Consider the following 22633-nt stretch of genomic DNA (forward strand, 5'->3'; position numbering starts at 1 on the left):
GTGAAGCGCCGATCGAGGTAGCGCTCGTTGACGAGGGCGGCCGCTCGACGTCGTCGCCATCGCGGCGGCCGCCCTCGTCAACGAGCGCTACCTCGATCGGCGCTTCACCGTCCACCACCTCGCCGCCGAGCTGCGGATGCCCGCCCTGCTGCTGCGGCTGCGGTTCCGCCGCTGCTACGGGCTCGGCCTCGACGAGCACCTCGCCCTCCGCCGACTCGAGCTGGCCGCCGTCCTGATGGCGAGCACCCCCGTCGCTCTCGGCGGCCTCGACCGCATCGCCCGGGGCTCCGGCTACCGGGGCACCGCCGAGCTGGATCGCGACCACCGGAGGCACCGCCGGTCCTCCGCGCTGGCCGCCTGGTTCCGGGCCGCCCCGCGTCCCGAGCGCGAGCATCGGCCCGGCACCCGGCCCGAGGAGGAGCTGCTCGCCGCAGCGCCGGGCGCTGCGACTCCGGCCCGCCCCAGCAGCATCCGCTCGGCACCGGTCACCCCGCTGAGGCGCCGCGCCTGAGCCCGGCCGCGGAGCGGTACAGTGCCACGATGCGCACCTCCGGAACCCGCCGATGACGGCCGTCCGCTACGTCGCGATCGGCGATTCCTTCACCGAGGGCGTCGGCGACGAGCGGCCGGACGGCACCACGCGCGGCTGGGCCGATCTGACGGCCGCGGGATGGGCGGCGGCCACGGGCGAGCGGATCGAGTACGCCAATCTCGCGATCCGGGGCCGGCTCATCGCGCCGATCCTCGCCGAGCAGCTCGAGCCCGCGCTCGCCCTGGGCCCGACCCACCTCTCCTTCAACGGAGGCGGCAACGACATGCTGCGCCCGCGGGCCGACATCGAGCGGATCGCCGACGCCTACCTCCGCGTCCTCGAGCGCTGCGACGAGCAGGGCGTCGTGCTGATCGCCCTGGCCGGCGCCGACCCGTCGCCGCGGCTCCCGCTCGGCTCGCTCATCCGCCGCCGCGGGGACGCGCTGACCGACGCCGTCCTGCGCCGGACGAGCCACCGGACCGACGTGGTCGTCGCCGACAACTGGCACGACCCCGCTTTCGCCGATCCGGCGCTGTGGTCGGAGGACCGCGTGCACCTCGGCCCGCGGGGGCACCGTCGGGTGGCCGACCGGGTCCTGCGGGCGCTCGGGCTCACGCCGCCCGCCGCGCTGCCCGACGCTCCCGAGGCCGCACTCCGGCGCGGCGGAACCGTGCAGTACTACCGGCAGCACGTCGCGCCGTGGGTGCAGCGCAGGCTCACCGGCACGTCCTCCGGGGACGGCCGCGCCGCGAAGTACGCGGGCTTCGTGCCGATCGACCCGGTCTGACGCCTCCTCCGAGGAGCACGGCCCTCGTTCGACGGGCAGGGATCTCCCCTGAGGCGCTCAGCGGCGACCACTCGTGGCCGCTCAACGGCGTCGAGCGCTCAGTGCCAGCCGTACCGCGCCGAGAGCACCCGGGCGACGGCGTCGTACCGAGCACGCTCCAGAGCTGCTCCTTCGCGGCGCATCCCGGCGGGGTGCACGCGGAACACGCGCTCCGGGTCGACCCAGCTGGGGCGCCCGTCCGGGTCCCAGCCGCCGGTCCCGACGGCCAGGTAGTCGGAGTGCTCCTTCGAGCTCAGCCGCACGGCGAGCACTGTCCCCGACTTCTCGACCGCGAGCACGAGCACCGGGCGGTCCTTGCCGCGGCCGTCGTCCTCCTCGTACGGCACCCAGGTCCAGACGACCTCGCCCGGGTCCGGGTCGCCGTCGGGCGTGGGCGCGTAGCCCAGGCGGACCCCGCGGAGCCGCGACGGGTCGACCTCGACGGTGCGGCCCACTCCGCTCGCGCCCGGGGTCGGCGCCGTCGTGCTCAGGTACGGGCGCTGCGGGCGGGGCCCGGCGTCCGGCCGCGGGGCGACCGCGCGGCCGAGGAGTCGGAGGAGCAGGGACACGACCGAGCGCGAGGAGGGCACCCCGGAACCCTAGCCCGGATCCGCGGCCGCCCGCCCGCGGGGGCGCTCCCGGCGGTTGCCCGGCCCGGACGCGCCGACGGGGTGCCGGCTCCGGAGAGCCGGCACCCCGTCGGGTGCTGCGGAGGAGGGGGTCAGTCCGCCAGGACGTAGCCCGCCTCGCCGTGGATGGCCGTGTCGATGCCGGCGATCTCGTCCTCGTTCTTCACGCGGAAGCCCATCGTCTTCTGGATGATCCAGCCGATGAGGAGCGTCATGACGAAGGAGTAGGCGAGGACGGTGAAGGCCGCGAGGGCCTGCTTGCCGAGCTGGCTCGCGTCGCCGGTGAGGAACAGGCCCACGCCGGTGCCGAAGAAGCCGATGTAGAGCGTTCCGATGAGGCCGCCGACCAGGTGCACGCCGACCACGTCGAGCGAGTCGTCGTAGCCGAGGCGGTACTTGAGGTCGATCGCCAGGGCGCAGACGGCTCCGGTGATGACGCCCAGGACGATCGCCCAGAACGGCGACAGGCTGGCGCACGCCGGGGTGATCGCGACGAGGCCCGCGACCGCGCCCGAGGCGGCGCCGATCGAGGTGGGCTTGCCGTCCTTGATCTTCTCGACGACGAGCCAGCCGAGGATCGCGGCGGCCGGAGCGGCGATGGTGTTGAGGAAGGCGACGGCCGCGATGCCGTCGGCGGCGAGCTCGGAGCCGGCGTTGAAGCCGAACCAGCCGAACCACAGCAGTCCGGCGCCCAGGAGCACGAACGGCGGGTTGTGCGGCTGGTGCGCGCCCTTGGTGAAGTTGACGCGCTTGCCGAGCACCAGGGCGAGGGCGAGGGCCGCCGCTCCGGCGTTGATGTGGACGGCGGTGCCGCCCGCGAAGTCGATCGCGCCGACGCCGTAGGCGATCCAGCCGCCGTCGACGACGGTGGCGTCGTCGCCGAGGGTGAAGTTGAAGACCCACGAGGCGACCGGGAAGTAAACGACGGTGGCCCAGACGCCGGCGAAGACCATCCAGGCCCCGAACTTCGCGCGGTCCGCGATGGCGCCGGAGATGAGCGCGACGGTGATGATCGCGAACGTCGCCTGGAACGCGGCGAAGGCCAGCGTCGGGTAGGCCGACGTCTGCTCGCCGAGTGCGTCGTTGTAGATGCCCTGCAGGCCGATCTGGGCGGTGTCGATGCCGAGGACGCCGTCGATGCCGACGAAGGTGTCGGTCCCCGCGGGGCCGGACGGGCCGTTGCCGAACGCGATCGCGTAGCCGTACAGGACCCAGAGGACCCCGATGAGGCCCATGGCTCCGAAGCTGAGCATCATCATGCTGATGACGCTCTTCGCACGCACCAGGCCGCCGTAGAAGAAGGCGAGCCCGGGGGTCATGAGCAGGACCAGCGCGGCTGCGATGAGCAGGAACGCGGTATTGCCTTGATCCATTGTTGAACCTCTCGTGAGTGTGCAGAGAAAAGCCCGGAGCGAGGACGCTGCGTCGGAGCACGGCCTGGAGACACGCGGGTGTCGGGTCACCTCGGGTAGCCGACAGTCTGGTGGCGCGAGGTTTCGTCCCGTGAGGCACCGCGTTTCGCGGAGGTTACGGCCGAGGCCCCTGTGTAAAAAGCGCGTTACGGCGCGCTGGCGGACGGCACGACGACGACCCCGGGAACGCCGGGAGGAGAGCGGATCCGCCCCTAGGAGCGGGGCGCCATCGAGGTGAGCGCGATGAGCCGCGACATCGAGCGCAGGTACTTCTTGCGGTAGCCGCCGCTCAGCATGTCGCCGCCGAAGACCTCGTCGAGGGGCGTCCCGGAGGCGAGGACCGGGATCTGCGCGTCGTAGACCCGGTCGATGAAGGCCACGAGGCGCAGGGCGTCGGTCTGGTCGGTCAGAGCGGTGACGCCCCGGAGCACGATGGTGTCGACGCCGTCGATCACCTTGATGTAGCGGGAGGGGTGCACGGTGCCCAGGTGGTGCACGGCGTCCGCGAACGGGTCGTCGGTGACGACGGAGCCGGCGGGGGCGGCCGCGACGAGAGCGTCGATCTCCTCGTCGGTGCGCACCACGGCGTGGCCCTCGATGTCGCGGCGCCGGTAGTCGGTGCCGTCGATCCGCATCGTCTCGAAGTGGGCGGCCATCGACTGGATCTCGCGGAGGAAGTCCGCCGCGGCGAAGCGCCCCTCGCCCAGCGCGTTGGGCGGGGTGTTCGAGGTCGCGGCGATGCGGCTCCCGGAGGCGACGAGCTCGCCGAGGAGCCGCGTCATCAGCATCGTGTCGCCCGGGTCGTCCAGCTCGAACTCGTCGATGCACAGCAGCGCCGAGCCCTTGAGGAGCGAGACGGTCGCCGCGTAGCCGAGCGCGCCGACGAGCGCGGTGTACTCGATGAACGTCCCGAAGTAGGTGCGGCCCGGCACCGCGTGCCAGATCGCCGCGAGCAGGTGGGTCTTGCCGACGCCGAAGCCGCCGTCGAGGTACACGCCCGGCTTGACCGCGGGGGCCTTCTTCCGGCCGAAGCCCAGGAAGCCGCCTCCGCCTCCCTTGGATCCGCCGCCGGCGGCGAACGCGCGCAGAGCCTCCACCGCGTCGGCCTGCGAGGGGTACTCCGGGTCGGGACGGTAGCTCTCGAAGGTGGCGCCCTCGAACTGGCGCGGGGGCACCAGCGTCGACGCGATCTCGTGCCCGCTGATCTGGGGCGAGCGGGCGGTCAGGCTGCTCGTCGATCGGACGTCGTCGGGGCTCACTCGCGTCTCGCATCCTGCGCACGGCGGGGGTCAGTGCGCTCAGTGGCGGCGGCCGCACCGGGCACGGAGCCGCCGCGGTTCTGTGTCGAACTCTTACGGCGCCCTCCGTGCGGCGTCGTCCGCGGACGCGTACTGTCGCTGAAGGGCGGGCTCCAGCGTAGCCCGCCGTGGAATCACGCCCGCGCTCCGCGCACCATCCTGGAGGTCCTCCTTGTCCGTCGAAACCGATCCGTCGCCGAAGTTCGCCTCCTACGCGCACCCCGAACGGCTCGTCAGCGCCGACTGGCTCGAGCAGCGCCTCGGCACTCCCGGTCTCGTCGTCGTCGAGTCCGACGAGGACGTCCTGCTCTACGAGACCGGCCACATCCCCGGCTCCGTCAAGATCGACTGGCACACCGACCTCAACGACCCGGTGCAGCGCGACTACATCGACGGCGCCGCGTTCGCCGCGCTCGTCGGCGGCAAGGGCATCGCCCGCGACACCACCGTCGTCGTCTACGGCGACAAGAACAACTGGTGGGCCGCCTACGCGCTCTGGGTCTTCACCCTCTTCGGTCACGAGGACGTCCGTCTGCTCGACGGCGGCCGCGACAAGTGGCTCGCGGAGGGCCGCCCGACGACCACGGACGCCTCCTCCCCGGAGCCCGCCGAGTACCCCGTCGTCGAACGCAGCGACGCCGAGATCCGCGCCTTCAAGGACGACGTCCTCGCGCACTTCGGCAACCCGCTGATCGACGTCCGCTCCCCGGAGGAGTTCACCGGGCAGCGCACCACGGCGCCGGCCTACCCGGAGGAGGGCGCCCTGCGCGCCGGTCACATCCCCAGCGCGCAGAACGTGCCCTGGGGCAGGGCCGCCGCCGAGGACGGCACCTTCCGCCCCCTCGACGAGCTGAACGGCATCTACCGCGAGGGCGCGGGGCTGAAGGACGGCGACTCCGTCATCGCCTACTGCCGGATCGGCGAGCGCTCCGCCCACACCTGGTTCGTGCTGACCCACCTCCTCGGCTTCGAGGGCGTCCGCAACTACGACGGCTCCTGGACCGAGTGGGGCAGCGCCGTCCGCGTCCCGATCGTGCAGGGCGCCGAGCCCGGCGAGGCCCCCGCGGCCCGCTGACGCGTCACGGCGGAGGCCGGGAGCGCCGATCCGCCCGTCGACGGGCCGGATCCGGGCTCCCGGCCTCCGCTGCGACCGCCCGCCGCCCCTCCCCCGATGAGACACTGGACCGGATGACCGACACCACGCTCCCCGACGCTCTGCGCGACATCCGCGAGGAGTTCCTCGCCCTCGAGAAGCCGGAGCGCCTGCAGCTCCTGCTCGAGTTCTCGAACGAGCTCCCCGACCTGCCCGAGCGCTACCGCGACCACCCGGACCTCTTCGAGCGCGTGGAGGAGTGCCAGGCGCCCGTCTTCATCGTCGTCGACGTCGAGGGCGGGATCGTGCACCTGCACGCCACGGCTCCTCGCGAGGCGCCCACGACGCGCGGCTTCGCGTCGATCCTGGCGCAGGGCCTGGCCGGGCTCACCCCCGAGCAGGTGCTCGCCGTCCCCGACGACTTCCCGCAGACCATCGGCCTCTCGGAGGCGGTCTCGCCTTTGCGCCTGCGCGGCATGACCGCGTTGCTCGGCCGCACCAAGCGGCAGGTCCGCGCGCACCTGGCCGCATGATCCTCCGGCCGCTCGTCCCCGCCGGTCCGCCGATCGTGATCGGCGAGGAGGGCGCGCGAGCGGCGGTCGCGGACGCCTGGCGTCCCGACGAGGCGGTGCGCGTGCGCCTGAACATGATCGCGAGCGTCACCGGCTCCAGCACCGGCTCCGACGGCACGAGCGAGACGCTCACCAACCGCGTCGACCGCACGATCCTCGGAGTCGTCCGCGAGCAGGCCGACGTCGTCCTCGTCGGAGCCGCCAGCGTCCGCGCCGAGGGCTACCGCGTCCCCCGGCGGGTCCCGCTCGCCGTCGTCTCCGTCTCGGGCGATCTCGCCGGGCACCGCCTGGAGCTGCAGGAGGGCTCCCGGGTCCTGCTGCTGGTGCCGGAGTCGCGCGGCGCGGTGGAGGGGCTCCCCGCCGGCGTCGAGGTCGTCCCGGTCCCGTCCTCCTCGGAGCGGATCGGCGTCGACGAGCTCCTGGAGGCTCTCGCCGGGCTCGGCCTGCACCGCGTCGTCTGCGAGGGCGGCGCCTCGCTCTCGGGCCAGTTCCTCGCCTCGGGCCGGGTCGACGAGCTGTGCCTCACCACCTCGCCGCGCGTCGTCCTGCCGGGCCTCCCGGTCGCGACGGGCACGGCCGTCGTCGACGACGCCTACGCCCTGACGCTCCTGGCCACGGACGATTCCGGGGCCGTCTACGCCCGCTGGAGCCGCACGCGCTGAGAGCCGCCCACCCGGCGTGCCTCCGCGTCCCGGGCGCGTCGGAACCCTAGTCTGCGATCGTGCCCGAATTCCCAGCGTCGTCCCAGCTCCCCGAGGAGTTCCGGGTCGCGACGGAGTCGATCCGCGCCGCTGCCACGCGCGCCGAGCTCACCGTGTCCGAGATCGCCTCGCCGTCGGGTCTCGCGCCCTGGGCCCTCGCCCTGTCGGGCGACGTCGCGCCGCACGCGCACGGACGCGACTCCGAGCTGGGCACGGGGCGCTTCATCCTGCTCTACGACCCCGAGGAGCCCGAGCAGTGGGGCGGCCCCTTCCGTGTCGTCTGCTTCGCCCAGGCCCCGCTTGAGGTCGAGATCGGCACCGATCCGTTCCTCGCCGAGGTCGCCTGGTCCTGGCTCATCGACGCCCTCGGGGCGCGGGGCGCCTCCTATTCCGCCGCGTCCGGCACGGCGACCAAGGTGCTCTCCACCGGCTTCGGCGAGCTGGCCACTCAGGGGGACGGTGCGCAGATCGAGATCCGCGCCTCCTGGAGCCCGGATGATGCGCAGCTCGCCGCTCACGTGGAAGGGTGGGGGGAGCTGTTGTGCATGCTCGCGGGTCTCCCGCCCGTATCGAGCGACGGTGTGACCCCGCTCGCCTTCCGACGGAACAACCGTGACTGATTACCGTGTCCTCTCCACGCCCGACGAGTTCCTCGCCGCGGTCGACGCCCTCGCCGCCGGCGAGGGCCCCGTCGCCGTCGACGCCGAGCGCGCCTCCGGCTTCACCTACTCGCAGCGCGCGTACCTGATCCAGGTCTACCGGCGCGGTGCCGGCGCGTTCCTCTTCGATCCCCCCGCCATCGGCCGGATGGACGCCCTGCAGGCGGTCATCGGCCAGGAGGAGTGGGTCCTCCACGCCGCCAGCCAGGATCTCGCCTGCCTGCGCGAGGTGGGCCTGGACCCGGTGCGGATCTTCGACACCGAGCTCGCCGCCCGGCTCCTCGGACTGCCCAAGGTGGGCCTCGGCGCCGTCGTCGAGGACCTCCTCGGCATCCACCTGGCCAAGGAGCACTCGGCCGCCGACTGGTCGACCCGCCCCCTCCCCCAGAGCTGGCTCGTCTACGCCGCGAAGGACGTGGAGCTCCTCGTGGACCTCCGCGACCGCATGGAGGAGATGCTCATCGCCGCGCGGAAGACGCGCATCGCCCGCGAGGAGTTCGAGGCGACGCTCGCGCGCGCCCCGAAGGCGGTCCCGCCGGATCCGTGGCGCCGCCTCTCCGGCATGCACTCGCTCCGCGGCCCGCGCCCCCTCGCCGTGGCGCGCGAGCTCTGGCTGGCCCGGGACGCGTTCGCCCGCGAGCGCGACATCGCTCCCGGCCGCCTGATCCCCGACTCCTCGATCATCGCGGTCGCCCGCAACATCCCGACCAGCATCGGCCAGCTCTCGGGCCGCCGCGACTTCACCGGCCGCGCCAGCCGCGGCGAGGTCGAGCGCTGGTGGGCCGCGATCGAGCGCGGGACGACGACCGAGGACCTGCCGAGCCCGACCCGCCCGGCCGCCGACACGCTCCCCCCTCCGCGGGCGTGGGGCGATCGCAACCCGGCCGCCGACGCCCGTCTGAAGGCGGGACGCGCCGTGGTCACCGAGATCGCCGAGCTGCTCTCGCTCCCGGTCGAGAACCTGCTCACGCCGGAGCTGCTGCGCCGGGTGGCCTGGAACCCGCCCGAGCCGCTGACCGCGGAGTCGGTCGCCGCGGAGCTCACCCGTGCCGGCGCCCGTGCCTGGCAGGTCGAGGCCACGTCGGGCTCGATCGCCACCGCGTTTGTCGAAGCGGCCCAAGCGCCGGCCGAGGGCACCGAAACCCTTTCGTAGGAAGCGGCAAAGGATTCCGGCTGCGCGGTGCCGGTTCCTACGATCGACGGCGACCGTGAGTTCCTGGGAGGCATTGTGGCCGAGAGATCCGAAGTCGTGTTCGTCGACGGAGTCCGTACTCCGTTCGGGCGTGCCGGCGAGAAGGGCATGTACTGGCAGACCCGGGCCGACGACCTCGTCGTCAAGGCGATGATCGGTCTGCTGGAGCGCAACGGCGCGCTGCCGAAGGAGCGGGTGGACGAGGTGGCGATCGCCGCCACCACCCAGCAGGGCGACCAGGGCCTGACCCTCGGCCGCACGGCGGCGCTGCTCGCAGGGCTGCCGAAGTCGGTGCCCGGCTTCGCCATCGACCGCATGTGCGCCGGAGCGATGACCTCGGTCACCGCGACCGCGGGCGGCATCGCGTTCGGCGCCTACGACGTGGTCCTCGCCGGTGGCGTGGAGCACATGGGCCGGCACCCGATGGGCTTCGGCGCCGACCCCAACCCGCGCTTCCTCTCCGAGCGCCTCGTCGGCGAGGACGCGCTCAACATGGGCCGCACGGCGGAGCGGATCCACGACCGCTTCCCGCACCTGACGAAGGAGCGCGCCGACCACTACGCCCTGCGGAGCCAGCAGAAGCTCGCCGCCGCGTACGCCGCCGGCAGCATCCAGCCGGACCTCGTCCCCGTCGCCACGCGCAGCGCCGCGGGCTGGGGCCTCGCGACCGCCGATGAGGCACCGCGCCCCGAGACGACCCTCGAGGGCCTCGCGGGCCTGCGGACCCCGTTCCGCCCCCACGGCCGGGTGACCGCGGGCAACTCCTCCGGGCTCAACGACGGAGCGACGGTGTCGCTCCTGGCCAGCGCCGAGGCCGCACAGGAGCTGGGCCTGTCCGCGAAGATGCGGATGGTGAGCTTCGCGTACGCCGGCGTCGAGCCCGAGATCATGGGCATCGGCCCGGTCCCCTCGACCGAGAAGGCGCTCCGCAAGGCGGGCCTGACCATCGAGGACATCGGGCTCTTCGAGCTCAACGAGGCGTTCGCCGTGCAGGTGCTCTCCTTCCTCGACCACTTCGGCCTCGACGACGACGACCCGCGCGTCAACGAGTACGGCGGAGCGATCGCGATCGGCCACCCGCTCGCCTCCTCCGGGGTCCGGCTGATGATCCAGCTGGCCCGGCAGTTCGAGTCGCACCCCGAGGTCCGCTACGGCGTGACGGCCCTCTGCGTCGGCCTCGGCCAGGGCGGCACGGTGGTCTGGGAGAACCCGCACTACGACGGCAAGCGCGGACGACGGAAGGGACGCTGACCCATGCTCGACGGATTCGAGAACCTCGTGGACCTCGCCGAGGGCGAGGTCGTCACCCACTCCTACGTCCGCGACGTGCCGCTGCCCAGCGGCCGCACGCTCGCCCTGATCACGCTCGACAACGACCGCGACCACACCCGCCCCAACACCTTCGGGCCGGCGTCGCTCTTCGAGCTGGCGGACGTCCTCCTCACGCAGAAGGAGCGCGCCTCGCGCGGCGAGATCCAGGCGGTCGGCATCACCGGCAAGCCGTTCATCCTCGCCGCGGGAGCCGACCTCAGCAAGGTCGGGGCCATCCCGAGCCGTGAGCTCGGCCGCCAGCTGGCGCGCCTGGGCCACCGCACGCTGGGGATGCTGGCCGAGCTGGGCGTGCCGTCCTTCGCCTTCATCAACGGCCTCGCCCTGGGCGGCGGCACCGAGATCGGCCTGAACGCCGACTACCGCACCGTCGACTCCTCCATCCCCGCGCTCGGGCTCCCCGAGGTCTTCCTCGGCATCATCCCCGGCTGGGGCGGCGCGTGGCTCCTGCCGAACCTGATCGGCATCGAGAACGCCCTCAAGGTCGTCGTCGAGAACCCGCTGAAGAACAACCGCACGCTCAAGGGCCAGGAGGTGTTCGACCTCGGCATCGCCGACGCGATCTTCCCGCCCGCCGCCTTCCTCGAGGACTCGCTCCGCTGGGCCGACGGTGTGATCGGCGGCTCCGTGAAGGTGGAGCGGCCGAACGCGCCCGGCAAGCTGGAGCGGCTGGTCAAGTGGGACGTCGCGATCTCGATCGCGCGCAAGCAGCTGGAGTCGCGGATCGGCACGGTCGCGGCGTCTCCGTACCGCGCGCTGGAGCTGCTCAAGGCCGCGAAGAACACCACGCGCGAGGAGGGCTTCGCCGCCGAGGACGAGGCGCTGGCCGACCTGATCTCGGGCGACCAGTTCCGCGCGAGCATCTACGCGTTCGATCTGGTGCAGAAGCGCGCCAAGCGTCCCGCGGGAGCGCCCGACAGGGCGCTGGCAAAGCCCGTCACCAAGGTCGGGGTGGTCGGCGCGGGCCTCATGGCCTCGCAGTTCGCGCTGCTCTTCCTCCGCCGCCTCCAGGTGCCGGTGGTCATCACCGACCTCGACCAGGAGCGGGTCGACAAGGGCGTCGCGGGCATCCGCGCCGAGATCGACGCGCTGCTGGCGAAGGGACGCGTCTCCCCCGACGACGCGAACCGCCTCCGCGCGCTGATCACCGGCACGACCGACCGCTCCGACTTCGCCGACGCCGACTGGGTGATCGAGGCGGTCTTCGAGGAGCTGTCGGTGAAGCAGGAGGTGTTCGCCGACATCGAGCGCTACGTCTCGCCCACGGCGGTGCTCGCGACCAACACCTCGTCCCTCTCCGTCGAGCGCATCGGCGAGCGGCTGGAGCACCCGGAGCGCCTCGTCGGCTTCCACTTCTTCAACCCGGTCGCGGTCATGCCGCTGATCGAGGTGGTCCGGACACCGCACACCGACGACGAGACCCTCTCGACGGCGATGGTCACCGCCGCGAAGCTCAAGAAGAACGCCGTCATCACGCGCGACACCCCGGGCTTCGTGGTGAACCGCGTGCTGGCGAAGGTCCTGGGCGAGGCGATGCACGCGGTCGACACGGGCACTCCCTTCGAGGTCGTCGAGCAGTCGCTGGCTCCGTTCGGCCTGCCGATGACCCCGTTCGAGCTGCTCGAGCTGGTGGGCCTCAAGGTCGGCGCGCACGTGCTCGACACCCACCACGCCGCGTTCCCCGACCGCTTCTTCGACAGCCCCAACCTGCACCGCCTCGCCGAGCTCGGCCACGTCTTCGAGCGCGACGCGAAGGGGCGTGTGAAGGGCGTCGACAAGCGCGCGGTCGCGATCGTCGCCGGGGGCACGGAGCCGATGACGGCCGAGCAGCTGCGGCTGCGCGTCGAGACGGGTCTCGCGGACGAGGTCAAGCGGATGCTGGACGACGACGTCGTGCACGCCGCGGAGGACATCGACCTCTGCCTGATCCTCGGCGCGGGCTACCCGTTCCAGATGGGCGGGCTCACGCCCTACCTCGACCGGGTCGGCGCGAGCGAGCGGGCGTTCGGGGACACGTTCCACCACCCCGCGATCCGCGGCGTCGACTGACGCGGAGTGCAGTGACGCGGAAGGGGCGCCGGATCTGATCCGGCGCCCCTTCCGCGCGTCGCCTGCGGGAGGGGTCCCGACGGCCGATCAGTCGCTGCGGGCGTCGTCCCGGGCCTCGACCTCGTCCGGGAGCGGACGGGCGACCGGGATCTTGCTGCCCAGCACCTGCGCGACGACGTCGCGAGCGATGTGCTGGGGAGTGAGTCCGACGTCCTCGAGGATCTCCTCGCGCTTGGCGTGGTCGAGGAACTGGTCGGGCAGCCCGAGCTCGGTCACCGCGGTGTCCACGCCGGCCTCGCGCAGGTCCTGGCGGATGCGCGTGCCGATCCCGCCGACGCGCACCCCGTCCTCGATCGAGACGACAATGCGGTGCTCGCGGGCGAGCTCGATGATGCTGGTGGGCACGGGCACGACCCAGCGGGGGTCGACGACGGTGGCTCCGATGCCCTGGGCCGCGAGCCGCTGGGCGACCTCGAGACCCATCGCGGCCATCGGCCCGACCGTGACCAGCAGCACGTCCTTACGCTCGGCGCGGGCGAGCACGTCGACCCCGTCGCCGAGACGCTCGACGGCGTCGATCTCGTCGCCGACGCTCCCCTTCGAGAAGCGCACCACGGTCGGCGCGTCGGTGACGCCGACGGCCTCGCGCAGCTCCTCGCGCAGGCGCACGGAGTCGCGCGGAGCGGCGAGGCGGATGTTCGGGACGACCTGCAGGATCGCCAGATCCCACATGCCGTGGTGGCTCGGACCGTCGGGTCCGGTGACTCCGGCGCGGTCCAGCACGAAGGTGACGCCCGCTCGGTGCAGTGCGACGTCCATCAGCACCTGGTCGAAGGCGCGGTTCACGAAGGTGGCGTACAGCGCGACGACCGGATGCAGCCCGCCGAAGGCGAGACCGGCGGCCGAGGTCACGGCGTGCTGCTCCGCGATGCCGACGTCGAAGACGCGCTCCGGGTACTTCTCCGCGAGGCGGTCGAGACCGACGGGCCGGAGCATGGCGGCCGTGATGCCGACGATCGTCGGGTCCTCGTCGGCCAGCGTGACGATCTCCTCGGCGAACACCGAGGTCCACGAGCGGGCCCCGGCCGCGCTCAGCGGCTCGCCCGTCTCGGGGTCGATCTGCCCGACGGCGTGGAACTGGTCGGCGAGGTCGTGCACGGCCGGACCGAAGCCCTTGCCCTTCTGGGTGATCGCGTGCACGATGACCGGCTGGCCGTAGTCCTTCGCCTGCTGGAGAGCCTCCTCCATCGCCGTCAGGTCGTGTCCGTCGATCGGCCCCAGGTACTTGATGTCGAGGTTGGAGTAGAGCGCCTCGTTGTTGATGAAGCGGCTGAGGAAGCCGTGGAGCCCGCCGCGAACGCCGCGGTAGACGGCGGCGGCGGGGCCGCCCAGCCGCTCCGAGACGGCCCGGGAGCCGCGGTGCATCGTGCGGTAGGTCGGCCGCGTGCGGACGCCGTTGAGGAAGCGGGCCATGCCGCCGATGGTCGGGGCGTAGGAGCGCCCGTTGTCGTTGACCACGATGACCAGCCCGCGGGAGTTGTCGTCGCTGATGTTGTTCAGCGCCTCCCAGGTCATGCCGCCGGTGAGGGCGCCGTCGCCCACGACCGCGACGACGTGGCGGTCGGTCTGGCCGGTCATCGTGAAGGCGCGGGAGATCCCGTCCGCCCAGGACAGCGAGCTGGAGGCGTGCGAGCTCTCGACGATGTCGTGCGGCGACTCCCTCCGCTGCGGGTAGCCGGCGAGGCCGCCGCGCTGCCGGAGCTTCGAGAAGTCCTGGCGACCGGTGAGCAGCTTGTGGACGTAGGACTGGTGACCGGTGTCGAACACGATCGCGTCGTGCGGCGAGTCGAAGACCCGGTGGATCGCGATGGTCGTCTCGACGACGCCGAGATTCGGCCCCAGGTGGCCGCCGGTCTTCGAGACCTCGCGCACGAGGAAGTCGCGGATCTCCTGCGCCAGCGTCTCGAGCTCGGCCGCGGTCAGGCGATCGAGATCGCGAGGACCGCCGATGGTCTCGAGAACAGCCATGCGCGCCGCCTTCCGGGGTCGTGAGCGAGGTGGGGACGTCTCCCGAGTCTACGCACGGGGCCCCCGGGAACGCGTGTGCGCCTCCCCCGCAGGGAAGGCGCACACGCTCTGCGGCTGATCTAGACGAGCGAGCGCAGCACGTACTGCAGGATGCCGCCGTTGCGGTAGTAGTCCGCCTCACCGGGGGTGTCGATGCGGACGACCGCGTCGAACTCGACGGTCCGCTTGCCCTCGGCCGAGTGCTCGGTCGGCTCGGCGACGACGTGCACCGTCTTGGGGGTGACGCCCTCGTTCAGCTCCTCGATGCCCGAGATGCTGATCGACTCGGTGCCGTCCAGGCCCAGCGACTCCCAGCTCTCGCCCGCGGGGAACTGCAGCGGGACGACGCCCATGCCGATGAGGTTCGAGCGGTGGATCCGCTCGAAGCTCTCGACGATGACCGCCTTGACGCCCAGCAGGCTCGTGCCCTTGGCCGCCCAGTCGCGCGACGAGCCGGAGCCGTACTCCTTGCCGCCCAGGATGACGAGCGGGGTGCCCTCGGCCTGGTAGTTCTGCGACGCGTCGTAGATGAACGACTGCGGGGCGTCCGGCTGGGTGAAGTCGCGGGTGTAGCCGCCCTCCACGCCGTCGAGCAGCTGGTTGCGCAGGCGGATGTTCGCGAACGTGCCGCGGATCATCACCTCGTGGTTGCCGCGGCGCGAGCCGTAGGAGTTGTAGTCCTTGCGGTCGATGCCGTGCTCGTCGAGGTAGCGGCCGGCGGGGCTGTCGGCCTTGATCGAGCCGGCGGGGCTGATGTGGTCGGTCGTGACGGAGTCGCCGAGCTTGGCGAGCACGCGGGCACCGGCGATGTCGGTGACCGGGGTCGTCTCCATCGTCATGCCGTCGAAGTACGGGGGCTTCCGCACGTAGGTCGACGACTCGTCCCACTCGAAGATCGAGCCCTCGGGGGTCTGCAGCGCGCGCCAGCGCTCGTCGCCGTCGAACACGCCCGCGTACTGCGTGTCGAACATCGACTTGTCGATCGACGAGTCGATCGTCGCCTGCACCTCGGCCGCGTCGGGCCAGATGTCCTTGAGGAACACGTCGTTGCCGTCGGAGTCGGTGCCGAGCGCGTCGACCTCGAAGTCGAAGTTCATCGAGCCGGCGAGCGCGTAGGCGATGACGAGCGGGGGGCTCGCCAGGTAGTTCATCTTCACGTCCGGGTTGATGCGGCCCTCGAAGTTGCGGTTGCCCGAGAGCACGGCGGTCACGGCGAGGTCGTTGTCCTGCACCGCGGCCGAGATCTCCTCGAGCAGCGGGCCGGAGTTGCCGATGCAGGTCGTGCAGCCGTAGCCGACCGTGTAGAAGCCGAGAGCCTCGAGCGACTCGGTCAGGCCGGCCTTCTCGTAGTAGTCGGTGACGACCTTCGACCCGGGTGCCAGCGTGGTCTTCACCCACGGCTTGGCCTTCAGGCCCTTCTGCGCTGCGTTGCGGGCCAGCAGGCCGGCCGCGAGCATGACGGACGGGTTCGACGTGTTGGTGCACGAGGTGATCGCCGCGATCGCGACGGCGCCGTGATCGATCGTGAAGGTCCCGCCCTCGCCGAGCTCGACCGTGGTCGGCTTGGAGGCGGTCGCCGGCGCGTGCGAGCGGTGGGTGTGCTCGTGGCTGCTGTGCTCGTCCTGCGGCTGCAGCTCTCCGGGGTCGGAGGCGGGGAACGACTCCGCGATGGTCAGGTCGACGATGTCGTGCGAGACGTCCGCGTAGTTGGTGAGATCCGACTCGAACTGCGTCTTGGCGGACGAGAGCTCGATCCGGTCCTGCGGGCGCTTCGGGCCGGCGATCGAGGGGACGACGGTGCCGAGGTCGAGCTCGAGGTACTCGCTGAAGACCGGCTCGACCGCGGGGTCGTGCCAGAGCTTCTGCAGCTTGGAGTACTGCTCGACGAGGGCGATCTGCTCGTCGCTGCGGCCGGTGAGGCGCAGGTAGTCGAGGGTCACGTCGTCGATGGGGAACATCGCGGCGGTGGAGCCGAACTCGGGGCTCATGTTGCCGATGGTGGCGCGGTTCGCGAGCGGCACCGCGGCGACGCCGGCCCCGTAGAACTCGACGAACTTGCCGACCACGCCGTGCTTGCGCAGCATCTGCGTGATGGTGAGCACGACGTCCGTCGCGGTCACGCCGGTCGGGATCGAGCCGGTGAGCTTGAAGCCGACGACCTTCGGGATGAGCATCGAGACGGGCTGGCCGAGCATCGCGGCCTCGGCCTCGATGCCGCCGACGCCCCAGCCGAGCACGCCGAGGCCGTTGACCATCGTCGTGTGCGAGTCGGTGCCGACGCAGGTGTCGGGGTAGGCGCGCAGCGCACCGCCCACCTCGCGGGTCATGGTGACGCGGGCCAGGTACTCGATGTTGACCTGGTGCACGATGCCGGTTCCGGGCGGGACGACCTTGAAGTCGTCGAAGGCGGTCTGGCCCCAGCGGAGGAACTGGTACCGCTCGCCGTTGCGCTCGTACTCGAGCTCGACGTTGCGCTCGAGCGCGTCCTCGGTGCCGAAGAGGTCGGCGATGACGGAGTGGTCGATCACCATCTCGGCGGGCGCGAGCGGGTTGATCCGGTTCGCGTCGCCGCCCAGGGCAGCGACGGCCTCGCGCATCGTGGCGAGGTCGACGATGCAGGGCACGCCGGTGAAGTCCTGCATGACCACGCGGGCCGGCGTGAACTGGATCTCGGTGTCGGGCTCCGACTCCGGGACCCACTCGCCGAGGGCGCGGATGTGGTCGGCGGTGATGTTCGCGCCGTCCTCCGTGCGGAGGAGGTTCTCGAGCAGCACCTTGAGGCTGAACGGGAGCTTCTCGTGACCGGGGACCCGGTCGATGCGGAACACCTCGTAGTCGGTCGAGCCGACCTTCAGGGTGTCTTTCGATCCAAAGCTGTCTACCGCGGACACGTCGCCCTCTCCTTCGCTGACTGCAGCGTCCGCCGACGGGCGGAGCCGCTCTCCGTCCTCATCTTGACGACCGCGCACAGCGGCCTGCCACCAAGGAGGACCTAACTCCTCGACGCCGAGGCGCCCGGTCGACCTCGCCGCGACGGTGCGGGGAGGCGAGCGCTATTTATCTCGACGTCGAGACAATTCTACGCACGATCCGCAGCATCGCCCGCATCGGCGCGCTCGTCGGCTCCGCGGTACTCGGCCCGGACGGCGAGCACGGTGAGCACCAGCAGCGGCGCGTACAGGGGCAGGCCCAGCGCCAGCTTCCAGATGCCCAGCGCCGTGGTGTCCTCGGCGAGGAACAGCGGGTACTGCACGGCCAGGCGCAGGAGGAAGAGCCCCGCCCACGCGAGGGTCAGGGCGCCGAAGAGGCGGCGCTTGCGCCGATCGGACCGCCAGGAGGTGCCGTCCCCCATCAGGAAGCCGGCGGCGACGCCGATCAGGGGCCAGCGCACGACGACGGAGAGGAGGAAGACGAGCCCGTAGACGAGGTTGGTGAGCAGCCCCAGGGCGAAGTTGTCGACGCCCCGCCCGGTGAACAGCGCCAGTGCGGCCGAGACCACCACGGCGAGCAGTCCGCCGACGGCCTGGATCACCGGCGTCCGGCCGAGCACCCGCGCCACCGTGAACGCCACGGCGAGGCCGACGGATGCGACCAGCGAGAGCACCAGCTCCGAGGTGACCGTGTAGAGCAGGACGAAGGCGATGCCGGGCACGACGGCCTCGAGGATCCCCCGGACGCCGCCCATGGTGCGCAGCAGCGCCTTCCCGTCGAACGGCTCGCCGTCGGCGACCGCGCCGAGTCCCGAGCGGCGGGCGGCCTGCGCGATCGCGTCGCCCACCTCGGGCCGGACCGGCTCCTCCGATCGGGCCGGGTCCTCGGGCCGCACCGGCTCCATGCCGGTCAGCTCGCGCTCTGCTGGGTCTGGCTGCCGGTCGGCACCTTCAGCGGGATCAGGTCGCGCGGAGGCATCGGGCCGCTGCCGCGGACCACGACGATGCTGCGGAAGAGCTCCTCGACCGAGGCGGCCGCCTGCTCGTCGACGGCTCCGGCTCCGGCGATCACGCCGCGGAGGAACCAGCGCGGACCGTCGACGCCGACGAACCGGGCGACGCGGGTCTGGCCGCCGGCGATCGGGAGCTCGGCGACGAGCTCCGGACCGAAGACGCCGTCGCGCTCCGTCGTCGATCCGCCCTGACGGCCGATCTGCTCGGCGATCTGGCCGCGGATCTCGTGCCAGAGGCCCGAGGAGCGCGGCGCGGAGAAGGGCTGCACCTGCAGCGTCGACCCTGCGTAGTCGAGGCCGACGGCGATGACGCGCTTGGTCCCCTCCTCGACCTCGAGGCGGATGTGCATGCCCTCGCGGGGAAGCACCTTCACCCCGCCGAGGTCGATGTAGGGGCGGACCGGGTTGGCCTCGCGCTCGTCCAGGGGCCCGGCCTCCGCGCGGTCCTCCGGCGCCGACTTCTCGAAGTCCTGCTGGACGGGCTCGGCGGCCTCGCCGGTCGTGGACTGGATGTCGCTCATGCGCTCTCCTCGTGGATTCTGGTCTCCTGGGCGCCGGCGGCGTACCCGGTGGATCCGAAGCCGCCCGTGCCGCGGACCGACTCGGGAAGCTCGTCGACGGCCGTGAACCTCGCCTGGACGACGGGGACGATCACGAGCTGCGCGATCCGGTCCCCCGCCGAGACGCGGTACGTCTCGCGGCTGTCGGTGTTCAGCAGCGCCACCCGGATCTCGCCGCGGTAGCCCGCGTCGATCGTTCCGGGGGCGTTGACGACGGTGATGCCGTGCCTGAAGGCCAGCCCGCTGCGGGGGACGACGAAGCCGGCGTGGCCCTCCGGGAGGGCGACGGCCACCCCTGTGCCGACGGAGGCGCGCTCACCGGGGGCGAGCACCACGTCCTCCGTCGAGTGGAGATCGGCTCCCGCGTCGCCCGGACGGGCGTAGGAGGGGAGCCGGTCCGCGGTGATCGGGACGTCGACGGTTGCAGGCACGTGACGAGGGTAGACCAAACGTCTGATCCAATAGGGTCATGCCGTCCTACCGAGAGAGGCTGTGGCCCGCGCCCTGGCTCTTCGTCGCCACCGCCCTCGTGATCCCCGCCAGCATCCTGGTGTTCGCGCCCATCGACTTCGCGGTGGGGGTGATCGTCGCGGTCGTGCTGTACGCGGGCTGCGTGCTGTCGCTGCTGGCACTCTCCCCCGTGATCGAAGTGGCGGAGGGGGAGCTGCGCGCCGGCCGCGCGCACATCCCGCTGGACCTCGTGGGCGAGCCGTCCTCCTACTCGGGGGACCAGGCGTTCGCCGAGCGTGGGACGCGCCTGGACGCGCGGGCGTACCTGGTCATCCGCGGCTGGGTGAAGGACGTGGTGCGGGTCCCGATCGAGGATCCGGCCGACCCGACGCCGTACTGGCTGGTCTCCACTCGCCGCCCGGACGACATCGTCGCCGCGATCCGGGGATCACGGCGACGGAGCGGTCGTCCTTCGGAACCGGGAGGCGCTTAAGCGGCGCACTCCAGGCAGATCGGTCCGAGCTTCTCCTCGTGGTCGATCTGCGAGCGGTGCTTCACGAGGAAGCAGCTCACGCACGTGAACTCGTCCGCCTGGGGCGGAAGGACCACGACGTCCAGATCGAGGTCGGACAGATCGGCACCGGGCAGTTCGAATCCGCCCGGGTTGTCGGCGTCATCGACGTCGACGACTCCGGACATCTTGTCGGGGACTCGCTCCTTCAGGGCCTCGATCGACTCGGAGTCGTCATCGGTCTTGCGGGGGGCGTCGTAGTCCGTAGCCATTCCCATCCACTTCTTATTTCTGCTGTTCAACAAATCGGCGGGGTCAGTGTGCATCACGACGCATCGATTCGCAAACCACCTCGAACGGCTCTTGACACCCGCTCGCCCCGCCTCCTTCCGCACCAACTTTCGACCCGCCCGGGGTATTCCCGGCCGATCGCCCGGGCGCGTGGCATCCTTGCCCGGTCCGCGTCCAGAAGGAGGGTCCCCACGATGATGGAACTGAAGGTGATCGGCGTCGAGGGCGGATCGCTCGTCCTCGTGTCCGAGGGCGGCGAGCGCTTCTCGGTCCGCATCGACGAGACGCTGCAGAGCCAGCTGCGGCCGCGGGTCCACACCCTCCCGCCGCGCGAGAAGCGCGTCTCCCCCCGCGAGATCCAGGCCCACATCCGCTCCGGGCTCTCCGCCGAGGAGGTCGCCGAGCTCACGGGCGCCGACCTGGGCTACGTCCAGCGCTTCGAGGGACCCGTCACGGCCGAGCGCGAGCACATCGTCGCTTCCGCTCTCGCCGTGCGCGTCTACACGACCACCGACCCCGATCCCCTCGAGGAGGGCACGCCCTTCGGCGATGTCATCCGCGACCGCCTCGCGTCGCTCGGCGCCGAGGGCGAGCAGTGGTCGAGCTGGAAGGAGGAGGAGGGCTGGGTCGTCAAGCTCCTTTTCCGCTCGGACGAGATCGACCACGACGCCCGCTGGCGCTTCGACCCGCGGAAGGCGCTGCTGTCGCCGCTGACCTCCGAGGCGATCACGCTCTCGCAGCAGGGTGAGATCCGGCCGACCCTCATCCCGCGCCTGCGCGCCGTCATCCCCGCCGCCGTCGACGAGCTCGCCACGCGCTTCGACACGGAGTCCGCGGAGGCGCCGAGCCGCTCCGCCCGGGCCGACCACCCCACCGCCGGCCGCCCCGCCGCGATGCCGCACGCCCGGCCGGCCGCCGTCCGCCCCTCCGACACGGAGCCGCAGCCGGCCCTCTCCGAGACCCCGCGCCCGATCTCGACGCTCCCCCGCCCCGTCACGAGCACGACGGAGCAGCGCGAGCGCAACCTCAACGACACCGCCGACCTGCTCGACGCCCTGCGGCGCCGCCGGGGCGAGCGCGATCACGCCTCGAGCCTCCGCGTCCGCGAGGAGCCGGAGCCCGAGGCCGAGGCCGCTCCTCCCGTCGAGAAGGCACCGGAGCCGCCGCGCACCGCTCCCCCGGTCCCCGAGCAGCCGTCGGGCGTGCGCGGGAGCCTCCGCAGGGGGCGGGCGTCGATGCCGAGCTGGGACGAGATCGTCTTCGGAGCGCGCAGCGACGACTGACCCTCCGCCGGCGCGGCTCCGCCGGGGTGGACGGTGCCCCCCGTCCCCTCGGCCCGGCTCAGGCCAGCGCGCCGAAGCGGAGGAGCGGCACCTGCGTCTCCTCCGGCGTGAGCGACCCGTGCTGCCCGATCATGGAGCGGCCGGAGGAGTCGTCCGCCGCGTAGTAGGCGATGGTCCTCCGCGCCGCGACGAACACGTCGCCCATCCGCTCGGCCGCCGCCGGAGAGACCTCGCCGAACCAGCCGCTCACGGCGACCTCGTCGCGCGTCGCGATCCAGGCGCGTGCGCCCTCCGCCTCGATCCAGCGCCGCGCCACCTCGTCGGGGTCCACACCCGGCTCGAGGTGCAGCTGCAGGCAGCGGGGCTCTCCTCCGAGGTGCCGGACGCCATCGAGCAGCGGTCCCCGCTCGACGAGCACGTGCGAGGACGCCGGAACGTCCACGATGCCGTGGTCGGCGGTGACCAGCACGCTCTCCCGGGCGGAGAGCCCGCGGACCGCTCCGCCGACCTCCCCGTCCAGGAGCTCGAGCGCTGCCGTCCACTCCGGCGACTCCCAGCCGCGCGCATGCGCCGCCTGGTCGAGCTCGGGGACGTAGAGGTACACGAGCTGCCGGCCGCCCTCGTCGAGCAGGGCGCGCGCCGCCGTGAAGCGCTCGGCGACGCCGCCGGCGGAGTGGTACTCGGCGCCGCGCAGGATCGCCCGCGTGAGACCGGAGCGGGCGTACCGCGCGGGGCCGATCACTCCGGCCCGGACACCGGCGGCCGAGGCCTGCTCGAAGACCGTGGGGTGGGGCTGCCACGTCTCGGGCACCATGCGCTCGTCCCAGCCGGAGAGCTGGTTGACCAGGCGGTCGGAGGCGCGGTCGAGCACGCGGTAGCCGACCATCCCGTGCCCGCCCGGGCGCAGGCCCGTCGTCAGGCTCGCCAGGGCCGCCGCGGTGGTCGTCGGGAAGCCCGAGACGAGCGTGGTGCCGCGGTTGAGGGCCGGAGCGAGCGTGCGCGAGTGGCCCCCGCGCTGGCGGAGGTTCGCGGCACCCAGGCCGTCGACGAGGACGACCACGATCCGCTCGACGCGGGGCGAGCCGAAGAGGCCGGGGCGGCCCAGGAGCGCGTCGAGGGCGCCCGGCAGGACGTCGGCGAGGCTCCGCCGCCCGTCGGGGGCTGGCGGTAGCATGTGGGTCATCGCGCCCAGTTTCGCACAGCGCCGCCGTCCCCGCCGGGCCGGTGCGGCGGAGC

General features: G+C 72.3%; 21 protein-coding genes. 11 read left to right on the forward strand and 10 right to left on the reverse strand.

The window, feature by feature from the left end; all coding sequences use genetic code 11:
* The first annotated feature begins 136 nt into the window (after positions 1 to 136).
* Positions 137 to 511, forward strand: a complete 375-nt coding sequence (locus tag C5C63_RS06355; protein ID WP_104232579.1) for a hypothetical protein — start codon at positions 137 to 139, stop codon at positions 509 to 511.
* Positions 512 to 563: 52 nt separating this feature from the next.
* Positions 564 to 1319 (forward strand): SGNH/GDSL hydrolase family protein, encoded by a 756-nt coding sequence (locus tag C5C63_RS06360; RefSeq protein ID WP_104325708.1) that lies wholly within the window; start codon positions 564 to 566, stop codon positions 1317 to 1319.
* Positions 1320 to 1417: 98 nt separating this feature from the next.
* Here C5C63_RS06360 and C5C63_RS06365 read toward each other — a convergent pair whose 3' ends face one another.
* From C5C63_RS06365 to zapE, 3 genes are all read right to left on the reverse strand, one after another.
* On the reverse strand, positions 1418 to 1948 hold the full coding sequence (locus C5C63_RS06365) for a type II toxin-antitoxin system PemK/MazF family toxin (RefSeq protein ID WP_167299028.1): 531 nt from the start codon (positions 1946 to 1948) through the stop codon (positions 1418 to 1420).
* Between the two features lie 131 nt (positions 1949 to 2079).
* On the reverse strand, positions 2080 to 3360 hold the full coding sequence (locus C5C63_RS06370; protein ID WP_104222080.1) for an ammonium transporter: 1281 nt from the start codon (positions 3358 to 3360) through the stop codon (positions 2080 to 2082).
* Between the two features lie 251 nt (positions 3361 to 3611).
* A complete protein-coding gene (zapE, locus tag C5C63_RS06375; protein WP_104309983.1) occupies positions 3612 to 4658 on the reverse strand; it encodes a cell division protein ZapE in 1047 nt (348 codons plus the stop codon).
* Between the two features lie 211 nt (positions 4659 to 4869).
* On the opposite strand from zapE, the gene C5C63_RS06380 reads away from it, so the two are divergent.
* The 7 genes from C5C63_RS06380 to C5C63_RS06410 all read left to right on the forward strand — a co-directional run bounded on the left by C5C63_RS06380 (position 4870) and on the right by C5C63_RS06410 (position 12292).
* The gene (locus C5C63_RS06380; protein WP_104232576.1) at positions 4870 to 5772 is read left to right on the forward strand and encodes a sulfurtransferase; all 903 of its coding nucleotides are present in this window, start codon (positions 4870 to 4872) and stop codon (positions 5770 to 5772) included.
* 113 nt (positions 5773 to 5885) lie between these two features.
* Positions 5886 to 6323, forward strand: a complete 438-nt coding sequence (locus C5C63_RS06385; RefSeq protein WP_104222086.1) for a SufE family protein — start codon at positions 5886 to 5888, stop codon at positions 6321 to 6323.
* Positions 6320 to 7024, forward strand: a complete 705-nt coding sequence (locus tag C5C63_RS06390) for a dihydrofolate reductase family protein (protein ID WP_104325709.1) — start codon at positions 6320 to 6322, stop codon at positions 7022 to 7024. The genes C5C63_RS06385 and C5C63_RS06390 overlap by 4 nt, the downstream gene beginning before the upstream one ends.
* 59 nt (positions 7025 to 7083) lie before the next feature.
* On the forward strand, positions 7084 to 7683 hold the full coding sequence (locus C5C63_RS06395) for a DUF3000 domain-containing protein (protein ID WP_104325710.1): 600 nt from the start codon (positions 7084 to 7086) through the stop codon (positions 7681 to 7683).
* Positions 7676 to 8875 (forward strand): ribonuclease D, encoded by a 1200-nt coding sequence (locus tag C5C63_RS06400; RefSeq protein ID WP_104257524.1) that lies wholly within the window; start codon positions 7676 to 7678, stop codon positions 8873 to 8875. The genes C5C63_RS06395 and C5C63_RS06400 overlap by 8 nt, the downstream gene beginning before the upstream one ends.
* Positions 8876 to 8950: 75 nt before the next feature.
* A complete protein-coding gene (locus C5C63_RS06405) occupies positions 8951 to 10165 on the forward strand; it encodes a thiolase family protein (protein WP_104325711.1) in 1215 nt (404 codons plus the stop codon).
* A 3-nt stretch (positions 10166 to 10168) separates the two neighbouring features.
* A complete protein-coding gene (locus C5C63_RS06410) occupies positions 10169 to 12292 on the forward strand; it encodes a 3-hydroxyacyl-CoA dehydrogenase NAD-binding domain-containing protein (RefSeq protein ID WP_104325712.1) in 2124 nt (707 codons plus the stop codon).
* Between the two features lie 87 nt (positions 12293 to 12379).
* Here C5C63_RS06410 and dxs read toward each other — a convergent pair whose 3' ends face one another.
* The 5 genes from dxs to dut form a co-directional block, all read right to left on the reverse strand.
* Positions 12380 to 14320, reverse strand: a complete 1941-nt coding sequence (gene dxs / locus C5C63_RS06415) for a 1-deoxy-D-xylulose-5-phosphate synthase (RefSeq protein ID WP_104222098.1) — start codon at positions 14318 to 14320, stop codon at positions 12380 to 12382.
* Between the two features lie 119 nt (positions 14321 to 14439).
* Positions 14440 to 17250, reverse strand: coding sequence for an aconitate hydratase AcnA (gene acnA / locus C5C63_RS06420; RefSeq protein WP_104222099.1), 2811 nt, complete (start codon positions 17248 to 17250; stop codon positions 14440 to 14442).
* 188 nt (positions 17251 to 17438) lie between these two features.
* Entirely contained in the window at positions 17439 to 18194 is a 756-nt protein-coding gene (locus C5C63_RS06425; protein ID WP_104325713.1) for a DUF3159 domain-containing protein, read from the reverse strand.
* A 5-nt stretch (positions 18195 to 18199) separates the two neighbouring features.
* Positions 18200 to 18823 carry a DUF3710 domain-containing protein gene (locus C5C63_RS06430; protein WP_104222103.1) on the reverse strand — a complete coding sequence of 208 codons (624 nt, stop codon included), beginning with the start codon at positions 18821 to 18823 and terminating at the stop codon, positions 18200 to 18202.
* Entirely contained in the window at positions 18820 to 19293 is a 474-nt protein-coding gene (dut, locus tag C5C63_RS06435; protein WP_104222105.1) for a dUTP diphosphatase, read from the reverse strand. Before dut ends, C5C63_RS06430 begins: the two co-directional genes overlap by 4 nt.
* Positions 19294 to 19331: 38 nt before the next feature.
* Here dut and C5C63_RS06440 point away from each other — a divergent pair, with 38 nt between their 5' ends.
* Positions 19332 to 19805, forward strand: a complete 474-nt coding sequence (locus tag C5C63_RS06440) for a DUF3093 domain-containing protein (protein WP_104325714.1) — start codon at positions 19332 to 19334, stop codon at positions 19803 to 19805.
* On the opposite strand, the gene C5C63_RS06445 is transcribed toward C5C63_RS06440, so the two are convergent.
* Positions 19802 to 20095, reverse strand: coding sequence for a DUF4193 domain-containing protein (locus C5C63_RS06445; RefSeq protein WP_055792269.1), 294 nt, complete (start codon positions 20093 to 20095; stop codon positions 19802 to 19804). The genes C5C63_RS06440 and C5C63_RS06445 overlap by 4 nt on opposite strands.
* 213 nt (positions 20096 to 20308) lie before the next feature.
* On the opposite strand from C5C63_RS06445, the gene sepH reads away from it, so the two are divergent.
* A complete protein-coding gene (gene sepH, locus C5C63_RS06450) occupies positions 20309 to 21397 on the forward strand; it encodes a septation protein SepH (protein ID WP_104232567.1) in 1089 nt (362 codons plus the stop codon).
* A 58-nt stretch (positions 21398 to 21455) separates the two neighbouring features.
* Here sepH and C5C63_RS06455 read toward each other — a convergent pair whose 3' ends face one another.
* Positions 21456 to 22580 carry an alkaline phosphatase family protein gene (locus tag C5C63_RS06455; RefSeq protein WP_258065400.1) on the reverse strand — a complete coding sequence of 375 codons (1125 nt, stop codon included), beginning with the start codon at positions 22578 to 22580 and terminating at the stop codon, positions 21456 to 21458.
* Positions 22581 to 22633: the final 53 nt, after the last annotated feature.

Origin of the sequence: Rathayibacter sp. AY1B8, from assembly GCF_002932775.1 — a bacterium.
In the GTDB taxonomy this organism is placed as follows: Bacteria; Actinomycetota; Actinomycetes; order Actinomycetales; family Microbacteriaceae; genus Rathayibacter.

What these genes read in the sequence shown, in the direction of transcription:
- C5C63_RS06440 (WP_104325714.1), top strand. Translation starts at nt 19,332, where the DNA reads ATGCCGTCCTACCGAGAGAGGCTGTGGCCCGCGCCCTGGCTCTTCGTC.
- C5C63_RS06390 (WP_104325709.1), top strand. Translation starts at nt 6,320, where the DNA reads ATGATCCTCCGGCCGCTCGTCCCCGCCGGTCCGCCGATCGTGATCGGC.
- C5C63_RS06385 (WP_104222086.1), top strand. Translation starts at nt 5,886, where the DNA reads ATGACCGACACCACGCTCCCCGACGCTCTGCGCGACATCCGCGAGGAG.
- dxs (WP_104222098.1), bottom strand. Translation starts at nt 14,320, where the DNA reads ATGGCTGTTCTCGAGACCATCGGCGGTCCTCGCGATCTCGATCGCCTG.
- C5C63_RS06410 (WP_104325712.1), top strand. Translation starts at nt 10,169, where the DNA reads ATGCTCGACGGATTCGAGAACCTCGTGGACCTCGCCGAGGGCGAGGTC.
- C5C63_RS06445 (WP_055792269.1), bottom strand. Translation starts at nt 20,095, where the DNA reads ATGGCTACGGACTACGACGCCCCCCGCAAGACCGATGACGACTCCGAG.
- C5C63_RS06355 (WP_104232579.1), top strand. Translation starts at nt 137, where the DNA reads ATGCCCGCCCTGCTGCTGCGGCTGCGGTTCCGCCGCTGCTACGGGCTC.
- C5C63_RS06425 (WP_104325713.1), bottom strand. Translation starts at nt 18,194, where the DNA reads ATGGAGCCGGTGCGGCCCGAGGACCCGGCCCGATCGGAGGAGCCGGTC.
- C5C63_RS06455 (WP_258065400.1), bottom strand. Translation starts at nt 22,580, where the DNA reads ATGACCCACATGCTACCGCCAGCCCCCGACGGGCGGCGGAGCCTCGCC.
- C5C63_RS06360 (WP_104325708.1), top strand. Translation starts at nt 564, where the DNA reads ATGACGGCCGTCCGCTACGTCGCGATCGGCGATTCCTTCACCGAGGGC.
- C5C63_RS06370 (WP_104222080.1), bottom strand. Translation starts at nt 3,360, where the DNA reads ATGGATCAAGGCAATACCGCGTTCCTGCTCATCGCAGCCGCGCTGGTC.
- sepH (WP_104232567.1), top strand. Translation starts at nt 20,309, where the DNA reads ATGATGGAACTGAAGGTGATCGGCGTCGAGGGCGGATCGCTCGTCCTC.
- C5C63_RS06430 (WP_104222103.1), bottom strand. Translation starts at nt 18,823, where the DNA reads ATGAGCGACATCCAGTCCACGACCGGCGAGGCCGCCGAGCCCGTCCAG.